The sequence below is a fragment of the Halalkalibacter oceani genome, assembly GCF_023715605.1.
GTDB lineage: Bacteria > Bacillota > Bacilli > Bacillales > Bacillaceae_D > Halalkalibacter > Halalkalibacter oceani.
In genome coordinates this window covers 17,403-31,037 of sequence record NZ_JAMBOL010000024.1, presented here as the reverse complement: position 1 = coordinate 31,037, position 13,635 = coordinate 17,403, and the positions used below count along the sequence as shown (strand labels likewise).

The following is a 13,635-nucleotide window of genomic DNA, read 5'->3' as shown; positions in this document are numbered from 1 at the left end:
CTGTCGTTGCCCATTATGCTAAAGGAGAACGGCGCACAAGTTTAGGTAGAATGATGACAAACAATACACCTACCAGTAAGAGCACGATCGAAAACAGAATCGTCGTCAGCTGAATCGCCCCTGCTTCCGCTTCCTGCTGCTCACGATTGGAATTGTTTCGTACAGCCGCTTCAAACAAGCGCAGTTGCTCTGCTTTGACGACAATCGTATGATTTTCATCAAGCGGATGGGCGAACAGCTGCCGCTCCACCTCGTCAAACAATTTGTAATCAGCTTGCTGAAAAGTCAGCACCTGCTGCTCTTCCGGCATCGCCTCACGTCGCTGCAGCTGAGGATCGCGGAAATAATCTAGGTTCAGTTCGACCTGCCCTTGCTCATACCGGTGCGGCTCCACGATCTCTTCCTCCGCCCTGCTTTCCTCCGGTAAAAGTAACAGCAGCAAAAGCGCCAAGCAAATGAGCGACGCGTGGAGCAACAAACTCTTGCGCCAGTATGTGGAGCGGGCTCCCTGTTTCCAGCAGCGGCCCACCGTCTTAGCTGACCTCGTCGTACTCTTCATAGCTTTCCACACTCTGATTTCTGCGTTCCTTCAGCTGCTTCAATACATACGGCAGCGCGACGACAATCGCACTGAGTAACGATGTTATAATGACGGCCGGCAGGAAGGCGGATTGATCGCCATATTGAATCGACATAAACACTTGCGCAACCGGATGCTGGATGCTGAAGCCGGCGATTACTAAATCAAGCAGCGGCGCGATGAAAAAGATCAGCATCGCTCCAACAGTCAGCCCTCCCGTAACTGGACCAATTTCCAACCCGAGACGAATGATCCCGGCGCAGGCAATCAGAAACAGAATCGTGCTGACAGTCCATTGTACTACCTGAACATCGTGGAGCGGGTAAATCGTTAAGCCATAAATGCTAATCATTAACCCAACTGCCAATGTTAGCAGCATAAACAAGGAAAAATTCAGCATCGACGCTACATGAGAAAAATGATAAACGAGAAAACCGATCGCCAAGCCGCAAAGCAGGAGAATAATCAGCATGACCACCGGCGGCGCCTGAGTCGTCCGTTCTTCAGGAGTTGATCCGCTGATCATCGTCGGATTCGTTAAATACTCGTAAATGTACGGATTGGCCTGCCCATCGACGACGGCATTGCGGAGAACATCATAGAGATCCTCTCTGACCAGCTTCGTCGAATCAACATTTTCCGCCCAGCTTTCGTTTAATTGATCGGCGCGTTCTTGAACAGTATCGACCCGCTGATAGAGTTCATTCGTATAGTCATTAACATACGAATGGCGGTCCGCTAATGAATGAACGAGATTCGAAATCGCCTGAATATCCATCATCGCATTTTGCTGTGTGGTCACGACAAGTTCACCATTCAATCCATCAACCGGCACTTCTTCTACCTCCGGCGCTGTTATTTCCTCACGTAAAAACGCAGTGACATCATTGGCGCCGTGCTCGATTTCAACCAGCTCACGCATCATTAACTCACGCTCTTGTTTAACCGCTTCATCGTATTCTTCCATAAACCCGATTGTCGCCTCAACAAATTCAATGAACTCATCCTCAAGCAGGTTGAGGTTGCTCGATGATTCTCTCAGTCCTTTTCGAAGCTGATCAAAATGCTCTGTTTCACCTTTCAGCGTCTCAAAGGCCGCTTTCACTTCACTTTCGCTTTTCTCAGTGTGGGTCGCAATGATCTCACCGATTAACTCCTGATCAGTGCTATCAGTCTTTTGCAAAATGTCTTCATAGATTGATAAATAGGCAAAATAAGAGAGTAATTGATTCATATCACGGCTTTGCAATGGTTTTTCAAAGTGGGAAGCTAGCTTTTGTTTACGGGCATCATCCAAATAATCGAGCTGCAAAATTGCCGCTTCCTTCGCTTTAATCTGCTCAACTGCCTGCTCTTCGGCGGATTTTCCTTCAGGTACACTCTCCCGTTGTTCCTGAATAATCGTTTCCAACCGCTGTTCGACTACTTGCTCCCATTCTGCCTGCTCTGACGCCTGCTTCATCAGTTCATTTTCCACCAGCTCAACATTGCTTTCCAGCTGCGAGATCGTTTTTTGGATCTCGTCCAACGGCTTTTCTTCTTCAAGCACGACGGCTTCCAGCGCCTGATAAAGGCCGTTGATCTGCTCTTTTACCGTCTTTAACGAGACGCCTTCCGCCTGCCCGGCTGTCGGCAATGCCGCTGCTGAGATCTCCTTCGCCTTGCTTGTCGCCTGACTGGACGTCGCGGCGACAAGGTCGTTTCGTGCCGGCAGGAGTTTTTCTTCGAGGCGATTCAACGATTGCTTTTCTGTTTCCTCCCTGTATTGCTTCATCATCGCCTCTTGCACTTCCATGATTCGTTCAAACTGTTCCTCGACCTCTGAGCCTTCAATCGACTCCTCGATCTGTTCAACAATGACATGATTATGATTGATCGATTGCTGAATTTGCACGACACTGTCAAGTAAATGATCTCCATCCACAGTCGGAACCGGGGTGATCTCCCTGTTATGAAGAATCCGTTGGACACCATCTGTCAAATTGGTTTCATAGCTCGCCAGGCCTTGCTGTAGCAGCTGCTGATTCTGCAGACTCGTCGTCAGGAATAAATCGTTTTGCCGGTCCTGAAAATCACGATATTGCTGCACCTTAGTCAGAAACTCATTCATCTGCAACACTGACGCTTCCATTTCGGCATTTGTCCCGCTTGAGGCATCCATCGCTTCGGCTGCGGCGGCCTGCAATTGTTCAAGCATTTCCATCTGCTGCCTGATCTCTTCGGCAATCGTAGCGGATCCCGGTGAATAGAAGGCATACATGGACTCCTGAAACGCAATCTCCCGCTCAAGAATTTGATCGAATTTTTGCTTGATATCGTCGACCTCTTGAGAGACGTGGTCCCAGTACATCGTTGAAATATGACTATTGATGCGGTTTCGCGCCGTTGTCAAAGCTCGCTGGACACGCTCCATATTTGCCGCATCCAGATTCCCCTGAATTTGATAATTCAGCACCGCCTTTTCCGGCTCATCCTCTTTAAACCCCATGACCTGCGCCGACAAATTCGACGGCAGGTACAGCACCGCATCATACTGATTGCGCTCGAGTCCGGCTTCTGCCGCATTTCGTCCGACCACGACCCATTGATAGTCAGAGTCCCGCTCAAGCGAGGCGATCACTTCCTGGCCGAAAAGCAGCTGCTGACCCTGAAATTCCGTACCGAGATCTTCATTGACGACGGCAATTTCTCTGGCGGTCGCTTTATTCGCTTGATCCTGTTCCGGTTCAATATAAGAGAAAAACATCGTTGGAAAGAACAGGATGACCACTATCATGACTATTAATTTAATAAGACTTTTTTTATCGAACATCATTTTGCCCTTCTTTCCTAATTAACATTTAGGAATTTGCATCCTTGTTTCTTTTCCGCTTCTAATAAGATAGCCAAACCCCGGCTGGATCTCTTCTTCATTTCTTGTAAATGGAAGCGGGAACAGGTTTTGATCCGATTTCTTTGCTAAGAGAATCGCTTGTCTGATCTGCTTAATTTCACTCGTAAAGGAATCAAACCCTTTAGAAAATTCATTCGGATTTCCTGCAACAAGAACCGTAAAGCCAAGATGGGTATAAAGCTTCAGCAGCGTCGCGACCTTATCCTGGATAGCGGTATCTGCCTTTTGTTGGAATCGGGAGAAGCTGTCAATCAGCAAATAAACCTTCGGATACGCCCGCTGCTCATGATGATGCCGTTCAATGCTCGCGACATACTCGGCTTCTCTTCTGCTCAGCTCCGCTTCCATTTGGTTGAGCCACTCCATAATCTGCTCCTTTGACTCCATATAATGAACAGACTTATGCTTCGCATCATTTGCCAGGCCACGATCGACCCCGTCAAATAACCCGATTGACGTATGGCTTTGTTCGAGGATTCCATGAAGCAGGACACGCATTGCATTTGTTTTTCCTTTTTTCGCCTGGCCCATAATCAAGCAATGCTGTTCACCAATCAGATCAACGGTCATTGTCGTCACACTCTCCTCTTCCAGCCCGATCGGCAGCTGTCCTTCCGTCACATCATCGACATAACGCTCGAAAAATTCGACGATACTCAGCTGGGAAGGAAGCATCGGAATTGGCTGAGGCAAGCTGCGGCCCTGACTTGCCTCGTTTATCAGCTTAATTTCATCTTTGACCTGCTGCAGCTGGTCAAGATCGTCCTTGCCTTTAGCCGGCAGGAATATTTGCACAAGGGAGGCCTGGTCTTTAATCAGCAGGGCACGGCCCGGGATCGGCTCGACTTCATAAGGCGTTTTGCCGACAAGCGTGTACTGTTCATTGCTATCCATGACATAATGCAGCACTTTTGTTTTCAACGTGTTCATTAATGGCTGGCGGACGCCATTAATTCTCGTCGCACTAATCGCGACAAAAAGCCCGATCGCCTGACCATCCCTCGCAAGCTGAATAAATTGCGCCTCGGCTTCCGGAAGCTCCTCTTTGACGAGGTCAAAGTTATCGACTACTAAAAAGAGCACCGGCAGCTTTTCTTCAGTCACTTGGTTATAATGCGTAATAGTGCTCACCTCATGTTCCAAAAACAGCTGTTTGCGCTGCTCCATTTCACGCTTGATGAAGGTAAAGAACTTGGCAATCTTTCGTTCGTCATCAAAACGGAAATAATCGGCGGTATGAGCCAGCTGCCTAAGCGGCAATAACGTCCCATTACCAAAATCGAAAATAAAGTAATGCAGCTCATCGGCACGATGATGTGCGGCAAAGCTCAGCAAGTAAGTGAACAGCGTCGTTGATTTCCCGTAGCCGGACGAACCGAAAACACCAATATTTCCGTCAGTGATCCATTGATATCTGTATGGGGTCTGACTCTGCTTTTCCGGTTCATCCTTCAGTCCGATCAGAAAACCTTCCGCCACAGAATCCACTTCCGGTCTCGGCAGCCACTCCCCTAACGGAGGGAGCCATGGACTTGGAAGCTTGATCAGCTGCAGCTTCTGTTGAACAGCGGCGATTTCAGCGACAACAGCTTCTATTTCTGTTTTCTGCTCCTTCGAGTCGGGCACGGTCTTCGTGCTCAGTCCCGAGAGCTGGACAAGGCCGAGATCGGTGACAAGCGAGACCTCTTCCTCCGCCTGAAAAGATTCCTCCAAATACGGAGCACCGCTCCACGCTGATTGAAACAGCTCATAAACTTCGTTGTTTCCTACTTGTAAATAGCCTCTTCCGGTCTGGGTGATCGTTGCGGCATCACCGTTTTTCAAAATCTCCTTACTGTCTGTCGCGTCCTGAACTTTAAGAGCGATCTTAAAGCGGGAATTACTCCAGATCTGGTTATCGATTACTCCCCCCGGTTTTTGTGTAGCGAGGATGAGATGAACGCCGAGACTACGTCCGATCCGGGCGGCGCTGACCAATTCTTTAATGAATTCAGGTTCCTCACTCTTCAGTTCGGCAAATTCATCCGAGATTAAGAAAAGATGCGGCATCGGCTCTTTGGCGATCCCCTGTTTGACTAAATCACCATAGTCATGAATATGAGTAACGTCATAAGCATCAAGCAGGCGCTGTCTCCGTTTCATTTCACTATTAATCGAAGCGAGGGCGCGCGTACTGAAGTTTTTGCTTTCGCTAATATTTGTGATTGTCCCAAGGAGATGAGGCAGCTGTTTAAATGGCTGTGCCATGCCGCCACCCTTGTAATCGATTAACAAAAAGGCGACCTCATGCGGATGAAAATGAACGGCCAAGCTGAGAATATACGTTTGTAAAAGCTCACTTTTCCCGGAACCAGTCGTCCCTGCTACAAGGCCATGAGGTCCGTGCGCTTTTTCATGAAGGTTCAGCTCAACCTTATCCTGCTTACCTTTTAAGCCGATCGGCACGGCGAGCGACTTTGAAGGCTGATTGCGGTGCCACTTCCGCTCAATCTCCAGGTCGGCGACTTCCTGCGCCCCATTCAGCTCCAAAAAGGAGACCATCTCCGGAATCGAATTGCTCATCCCCTTTTGATGATCAAGCGAGCGCAGCAGACGCGCATAGCTTTCATTGCCTTTCTCCGCATGCTTGTCAATAGCAAACGGTGTATGAACGGCCCGGTGGCGGTGAATGAGAATTTCACCTTCCTGGCTGTTAATGTAACTAATAAGGGTGTGAATCGAGTCGGTCAGGTTCTCTTTCGCGTCGGTCGCAAAGATCGTGGAAAGTCCGATACCGCGATCCTCTCCCTCTAAATATTCCATAATGAGATGGTCGGAAATGAGCTGCCGATTTTGAACAATAAAGACAAGATGTGGCGCAAAGGTTTTGTTCGCTTTCGTTTCGTCGATATCGCGTTCGCGCAGCATTTCATATATCGAGGACAATAACTGGTCTCTCGTTTTTTCGTCGTAGATAAAGCCTTTAGCAAAGGAGTGCGGCAGTTGAAAATGCGGCAGCCACTTCATCCATTCCCAGCTTCCATAATGAGACTGATCGAAAATAGCGATAAAACGCACATCCCGGTAACTGTGAAAGAACGCCAGCTGGCCGACAATCTGCTGAAGTTGGCGCTGGACGATCGCATCCTTTCCAACCAGACCGATTGACCCGCTTGACAGATCAACCGGCAAAGCGACATTTTTTACATGCTGATAAGCGTTGATAATCTCCTGCGACCTTTCGAGCAAATGGTCGATTTCCCGATTGGCAAAGTCAAGACTTCCGACTGCTACCTGATAGCTCGACGGCACCTCCGCCCGGCCTACCCGGAACTGCAAAAAATCCTCACTATCAAGCGATCGTTCCCAGATTCTCGCGCTGATCGTCTTCGCCATCGCCTTCATTTCTTCAAAGCTCGGAAAATGATAGGCCATTACCATTTTCTGCTTTTCTGCCAGGCCTTGCAGCTCCTCCTGCTTTTGCTTCAAATAATTCGAATAAACCCGTTCCCGTTGCTCCTCACGCTCTTTTCTTTTTTTCTTTTCGCGAAAATACTGAATCGTGGATGTCATGATCGTCGTCGTAAACATCACAATTGAGATGAGGATGAATATTCCTCTTGGAATAAGGAGAACAACGACGGTCATAACGATCAGCATCATCGCCGGCGGCAAAATCAATAACCATAAGGCGCGTTGGTTATTATCGATTTCCTGGGACGGAAAGGAAAACGTCACCTTCTCTTCCGGCAGATCATAGATTAAGCGCGGCGTACGACGGTAAAGAGGGTACGCTTTCTGCATTTTGGAAACAGGCGGGCGTACGGCGGGAAGTTCTGTTTCAACTGCTTCTGTACATCTGATCATCAACAGGTCGTCCTCAACGATTGTAATCGTCATAAACGGAAAGAAAAGATGATCTCCATTTGCACAAGCAGTAGCTTCTCTCACCCGAAGGCCGTTCAAATACATGACACTTTGCTCTTCCGGCTTGAGTAACCACGTTTCACCCACTTTAACAAGCGTCAGAAAGCTGCCTTCTTCATTGGCAAAAAAGTGGCCCTCTTTTTGAATTGTCGCTCCTTGGACGTTACCGATCTTCACTTCATCTAGCTGTCCTATGTAGTAGGTATATTTCTTTTCAGCGGCGGTTCGGTAAAGCAGTCGTAATGTTTTCCCGTCCACATTCAACGTCATCGGCTCATCTTGAGTCAGAGCACCAGCCTGCTGCTTCCCCTGATGGATCACATAGCGTTCACCATCCCGTTCAAGCGTTAGTTTACCGTCCGAAAAGGAAAGCGATTTGATCGTGATCGTATCGTCGTCATCATTGCCGATTTGAATGACCGGATGACTTTGTTCAAGCTGGCAGGACTGATACATGTCGTCATAAAACAAAAATAATTGATTCATCTTCTCCACTCCTATGACGCATTCCCTGGCTCTTCCGCTTCTTCACTTTGCTGCTCACGCTCCTGGACGTACTCCTCCAGCTCCCGCTCGATCAACTGGAGCTCTTCTTCTTTTTCCTGGCCTGATAACGAGTCATCCGCTCGAATATCCTCCCTATATTTCAGCAGTCCAAACATGACGAGATCACGGTCTCCAAGCGACCTTCCGAGATCAACCGCCTCTTCGTTTTCCCCCCTGCCTACATAGATCCAGTAGTCAAAATAAGCAGGGTCGGATTGCAGCGTCAGCGTATTTTGAATGTTCGCTCTCTGCTCTCCCGTTAGTGCCTCATATTGAACATAGGCTGTCGCTAATTGATATTTCGTCACGTAAGGCATATCGTCAGGATCATAATAGCGTAATTGCTCAATGACATCGCTGTATCTCGCTGTGAGAAAATACTCGCCACTTTTGATATACGCCTGCTGCTCCGGTTGAATAAAGAAGAAAGAATAGACCGTATAGCATATCGTTGGCAATAAAAGGATAACGAGGCCCCACAAACTGTAGCGTTGAATCATCCATTTTGTTCGCGGAAGATGAATAAGATTTTGTTCTTTCTGTTCCAATTCATGAATCGATGCTCGCACGATTTCCTGAAGTTCTTCTGTGTTTTTGGCTGCGAAGAGCTGCCTCGTCATATCGGACAGCTTCAGCGTCTGATGAAAATGTATATATTCATGGAATGAGTAGCGATCATCGACCGCGGCCGCTATCGTCGCCTTCATCTCAAGAAACAGCTTCTCCTGATCCTTTGAATAAGGAGGTAAACTTTCTTTTACCCCGTAATGGAGAAAGCTCGGTTTGAAGCTGCTGTCGATGATGACATTTTCCGGACAAACAACGATAGTAAGCCGTTCGAACCGCCGGCTTTGAAGTTCTTTAATCAGCTGGTCGGCAAAGAGCCAACGGCTATAAAGTGATTTTCGCTTCAGCTGTTGAAACGAATATGTCCCCTTTGGCGGAACAACGTTGACTTCCACCACGTCTTCTGACTCAGTGATTGTGCGCTGAAGCGGATCATTGAGCCCTTGAAGCATATTGATCTCCAACTTATCGCTGAGCTTAACCTTCGCTTTCTGAAACTGAAAAACATAGCCTTCCTGCTTCTTCGTGATTATCGCTTCCGTTTGTCTTTCCAGGTATGAGTCCTTCTTTTCTTCCATTCTTTCAGGTGACCCCTTTGTCCAGTTAATGCTATAGAATTTCTAGCTTATCTCCGTTTGTAATTCCACTTTCCTCAAGTGTGACAAGTCCATGACACACCTTCTCTTTATTTGAAATGCGTACCCAGTAGCCTTCTCTCGGATTGGCTGCGATTCGTTCCACCTGCCACACAATTTCAATCACCTTTTTGATCGAATAATAGTTTGACAGTCTAAGGTCAAACTGCTTATTCGCATAATGGCGCAAATCGATTGTAACCTGAATATATATCGTCCTCACCTCTAAACAAAGAAAGAGCGCAAAAACAAGTGATGATTGTCAGCGCTCTTTGTGCTCGTTATGCTACTGATTTAACCGCGGATTTGGCTGGCAATTTGACGATCGGTATCTTCAAGAACTTGTGCAGAGTTTGCTAGCTGCATCGATACTTCGTTCAGCAGCACCGCCATGCGATCAAACGATGGGCGCAGCTCCTGATATTGTTGAGCGAAGGCTTGGCTTGATGCCCCCTCCCATACATCCTGCAAATGACTGCTCATGCTGTCCAGGCGACTAATTAGATCGTGGACATTGCCGCTTTCTGTATCATACTGCCTCGCAACCTCTCGCAGCTCTGATGGTGTTAAACGAATAATTTCAGACATATTCGATCAGCTCCTTGTTCATTTTCTCGCTCTTTATCGTAAGCGAGATATTTTTTGAAAACAATAACTTTTCTTTTTTTTACCAAAATCCATTCCTATTCCCTACAACTTTGGCGTCGTTTGTTTCGCCCCCGGTCTACAAACAAAGGAAAAAACAACCAGTAAAAAAGTAAGCGGCCCAGGCCTTAGTGCCCAAACCCATCTGACAAAAAAAGGAATCCTCAAGGTTAACATAACCTCTTGGATTCCTGTCTTTCACTCGCCTGCATGCCTGTTCTTCACCCAAATTGAGCTTGATGAAGGCGACTGTAAATTCCTTCTTTTTCGATTAACTCTTCATGTCTTCCTTGTTCGGCGATCCCCTTTTTCGTCACAACGATAATGCGATCAGCATTTTTGATTGTCGCCAAACGGTGGGCGATGACTAACGTTGTCCGCCCTTGAGCGAGTTCGGCCAGGGACTTTTGAATCGCCACCTCCGTCTCCGTATCAAGGGCGGAAGTTGCTTCATCAAGAATGAGAATCGGCGGGTTTTTCAGAAACATGCGCGCAATTGCCAGCCGCTGCTTCTGCCCGCCAGAAAGCTTGACGCCTCGTTCGCCGATAACGGTATCAAGTCCCTGCGGCTGACTGCGGATAAACTCATCAAGCTGTGCCCGGCGGGCTGCTTCAAGAATCTCTTCATCTGCTGCATCCAGCTTACCGTACGCGATATTCTCTCTAATCGAACCGGAGAAGAGGAAAACATCCTGCTGTACAATCCCAATTTGGCTGCGTAACGAGGACAGCTTAATATCGCGAATGTCGACGCCATCGACTTCAATGCTGCCCTCCAGCAGCTCATAGAAGCGGGGCAGCAAGCTGCATAAAGTCGTCTTCCCCGCCCCAGAAGGACCGACGAAAGCTACTGTTTCGCCTTTTCTGACAGTCAGATTAATATCGTTCAATACCCGCTCCAATCCTTCATAGCCAAAGGAAACATGGCGGTAGCGAATATCGCCTTGAAGCTCCATCTCAACAGCATCAGGCGCATCCTCTATATCCGGCTTCGTATCAAGGATTTCCGTGTAACGCTTAAAGCCGGCAATCCCTTTCGGATAACTTTCAATCACCGCGTTAATCTTTTGAATTGGTCCAAGAAGAATATTGGCCAATAGAATAAAAGCAACAAATTCACCATTCGTCAGCTCTCCGCGAATAACAAAAAACGTTCCGAACAACAGTGTGAAAAGAGTGATGATTCTCATAAACATATAATTGGCTGTAATGTTCTGCGCCATAATTTTGTATGATTGCAGTTTCGTATTTCGATATTCCTGATTGTTCTTCGCAAATTGACGCTGCTCGTGCTTTTCATTCGCAAACGCCTGAACTACCCGGATTCCGCCGATGCTGTCTTCTACCCTCGCATTAATATCAGCGACATCATGGAACATCTTTCGAAAGGTGCGCGTCATCTTTTTATTGAAATAAATCGCGCAATAGGTCAGAAGCGGAATGACAATGAATGAAATCAGCGCAAGCTTCCAGTTAATCGTCATCATCAGCACAAATGAGCCGATCAACGTCATCACCGCGACAAAGACATCCTCAGGCCCGTGGTGGGCGACCTCGCCAATCTCCTCCAGGTCCTTTGTCAGCCGGGAAATTGAATGGCCGGTTTTGTTATTATCATAGTAGCCAAAAGAGAGCTTCTGCATATGCTCAAACAGCTTGCGGCGCATATCGGTTTCAATGTTAATCCCGAGCATATGGCCCCAATAGGTGACCACATAATGCAAGCCGGTATTAATTAAATAAATGAGCAGTAAACCAAAGCAGGCCCATAAAATAATCGACCAGTCGCCACTTGGAAGCAGCCGGTCAATGACCTGATTCACCGCCAATGGAAAAGCCAGCTCCAGCAGCCCGACAAAAACAGCGCATGAAAAATCAAGAATGAACAAAAACTTGTAAGGCTTATAATAGGAAAAAAAACGTTTTAACAACGGTAACACTCCTTCAAACAGGCAAGCGGGCCAATACAGACGAAAGTAATTAGAAAGCGAGCCTATCCTTCATTTGCTATAGTGATAATGATAATCAATTATATGGCAGATCTAGCTGACTTTCAAGCAGTCTATCATATTATACAAGAAAGAGCGTGCCAAAAAGGAATCTTTCCCCTCTCAGCACACTCCAAAACGGTAAGCAGCAGCTGCCTGTCATCGTGAGGAAAGCCGCTTTCTTCCTTTCTCACCATATACCGCAGGCAGGTCGCCTTCTATTTAGGTTTTGCGAGGTTTATCGAACATCGAAAGCCCGCCTCTCCCGTACCGGCACTAAGTCCGGTCGCGCGAAAGAAAAACGAGGCTAGAATCCATCTCTCTCCCGTGACATTTCGTTTCTCTCCTCAGCCGTCTCAACCGGACGGAGATTGTCCAAAATCTTTCTCGTTTCCGCCGTGCCAAGCTGATAAATTCTTTCATATACCTGACGCAGCTCCTTTTGCGTTTGATCCTTTTCAGCATCGGATGCTCTTTCATCAAATGGGCGGGCAAACACTTGCTGCGGCTCAAAGTCGTGATCGCCAACCTCGTCCAGCAGCGCATAAAGCTCATCTTTTTCCTGTTCCGTTGCCCTGATTTCATACTGAACCACATTTTCAGGTGTTTTCGTTTTACTAATGCTAAGAATCGGCATATCGACACTTACATAATACGTTTCCCGTGTCATGTCGCATCTCTCCTTTAGTAGCTAAGTCTTGCTATCCTTTACCCGGCTACTAGAAGATTCACACCTCAACTACTTTTCGAGCACCATTCTTTTCATTTGAATGAATTGCTTCCCCAAAAATCCCAAATGGCAGAGTCTGTTTATTTTTATCTTTTTTCGTCAAAGGCTGCCCGTCCTATTGCGAACGATTTCAGTCACTGTTCGCCGATTTTTTGCGTATTGTCAGGGCGATATGTACTTTTCCTTAATTTTGTAGAAGAAAACTGGAAAATTGCAGGATCTTTAGGTATTTTGTCGATAATTTTTATCACGAAATGACTTTATTAATGAGGGGAAAACAGTTAACATTAAGACAAAGGGAATAAATAAGGAATTAGGAGAGGAAAAAATGCTAGATCACATTGATGATACGTTGATGCTCGAATCTTACTACAAAGCAGTCGAACTTAACCTCAGCCCAGATTTCATTGCCATCCTCAGAAAAGAATTAGAAAGAAGAGAAATCCAAATTGAAGCACCGGAAGAAATCTGTATTTAGCCGTTTAAGGGGGTAAGCATGGGAAAGTTATCATCACTTCCAATTATGAGCATTATTTTTTTTATTATGGCCCTCTTTTGGCTACTTGCATCTATCGCAGTCTACGGGGATTCACTTTTCTATCTGTTTACATTATTAGTTCCTGTTAATCTATATTTCGGTTTTAAGTTTTTACAGCGGTAAAGGATGACGTAAAAGCGTTATCTTTTTTTCTCTTGCAGAGGGGTGGCCGAGAAAGCACCTTATCAGCACCCCTTATGTAACTCTATCGTTCTTCCATCGCCTTTAGACATTCATTCGACAGCCCTTTATTACTTTCCTGTAAAGTATGGCACATTTTTCAAGAAAATACTTTCCAGTTTTTTGACGATTGGGCCGTCCTTTTCAGAATCGGCTTTTACTCGCTGCCATTCCGGGTCCGCCTGAAATTTTTCAAATTGTTGATTACGCGTTTCCATATCTGGAAATTCCATTACATAGAAAATCCGGTTATTTTCCGGTTCAATGTCTTCCCAAAATTGAGTTACACGCATCCCATGCTTTTCAAAGATTTCCAGTGTCGCTTGCGAAAAACGATCATGAATAGCTTGCATTTTGCCTTCGTGCATCGTATAAATTCTCAACTCATAAATCATTCGGTTCCCTCCAATAAGAGCGCTTTCATAAA

10 protein-coding genes are annotated in these 13,635 nt (G+C 46.6%); 1 reads left to right on the top strand and 9 read right to left on the bottom strand.

Annotation, left to right across the window (positions count from 1 at the left end; all coding sequences use genetic code 11):
* Window positions 1-13: 13 nt before the first annotated feature.
* From essA to M3202_RS17880, 8 genes are all read right to left on the bottom strand, one after another.
* The gene (gene essA / locus M3202_RS17915) at window positions 14-559 is read right to left on the bottom strand and encodes a type VII secretion protein EssA (protein ID WP_251224624.1); all 546 of its coding nucleotides are present in this window, start codon (window positions 557-559) and stop codon (window positions 14-16) included.
* The gene (esaA, locus tag M3202_RS17910) at window positions 534-3,392 is read right to left on the bottom strand and encodes a type VII secretion protein EsaA (RefSeq protein ID WP_251224623.1); all 2,859 of its coding nucleotides are present in this window, start codon (window positions 3,390-3,392) and stop codon (window positions 534-536) included. The genes essA and esaA overlap by 26 nt, the downstream gene beginning before the upstream one ends.
* A gap of 21 nt (window positions 3,393-3,413) precedes the next feature.
* Window positions 3,414-7,865 carry a type VII secretion protein EssC gene (gene essC, locus M3202_RS17905; protein WP_251224622.1) on the bottom strand — a complete coding sequence of 1,484 codons (4,452 nt, stop codon included), beginning with the start codon at window positions 7,863-7,865 and terminating at the stop codon, window positions 3,414-3,416.
* An 11-nt stretch (window positions 7,866-7,876) separates the two neighbouring features.
* A complete protein-coding gene (essB, locus tag M3202_RS17900; RefSeq protein WP_251224621.1) occupies window positions 7,877-9,070 on the bottom strand; it encodes a type VII secretion protein EssB in 1,194 nt (397 codons plus the stop codon).
* 31 nt (window positions 9,071-9,101) lie between these two features.
* Window positions 9,102-9,341, bottom strand: a complete 240-nt coding sequence (gene yukD, locus M3202_RS17895; RefSeq protein ID WP_251224639.1) for an ESX secretion system protein YukD — start codon at window positions 9,339-9,341, stop codon at window positions 9,102-9,104.
* An 80-nt stretch (window positions 9,342-9,421) separates the two neighbouring features.
* Window positions 9,422-9,715: a WXG100 family type VII secretion target gene (locus tag M3202_RS17890; protein WP_251193870.1), complete on the bottom strand. Its 294-nt coding sequence runs from the start codon at window positions 9,713-9,715 to the stop codon at window positions 9,422-9,424.
* A gap of 278 nt (window positions 9,716-9,993) precedes the next feature.
* Window positions 9,994-11,703, bottom strand: coding sequence for an ABC transporter ATP-binding protein (locus tag M3202_RS17885; RefSeq protein ID WP_251224620.1), 1,710 nt, complete (start codon window positions 11,701-11,703; stop codon window positions 9,994-9,996).
* 364 nt (window positions 11,704-12,067) lie between these two features.
* Entirely contained in the window at window positions 12,068-12,430 is a 363-nt protein-coding gene (locus tag M3202_RS17880; protein WP_251224619.1) for a hypothetical protein, read from the bottom strand.
* 388 nt (window positions 12,431-12,818) lie between these two features.
* Between M3202_RS17880 and sda the strand changes: the two genes are divergently transcribed.
* Window positions 12,819-12,968: a sporulation histidine kinase inhibitor Sda gene (gene sda, locus M3202_RS17875; protein WP_251224618.1), complete on the top strand. Its 150-nt coding sequence runs from the start codon at window positions 12,819-12,821 to the stop codon at window positions 12,966-12,968.
* Between the two features lie 311 nt (window positions 12,969-13,279).
* Here sda and M3202_RS17870 read toward each other — a convergent pair whose 3' ends face one another.
* Complete coding sequence (locus tag M3202_RS17870; RefSeq protein ID WP_251224617.1) at window positions 13,280-13,603, bottom strand: NIPSNAP family protein; 324 nt, start codon at window positions 13,601-13,603, stop codon at window positions 13,280-13,282.
* Between the last annotated feature and the right edge of the window lie 32 nt (window positions 13,604-13,635).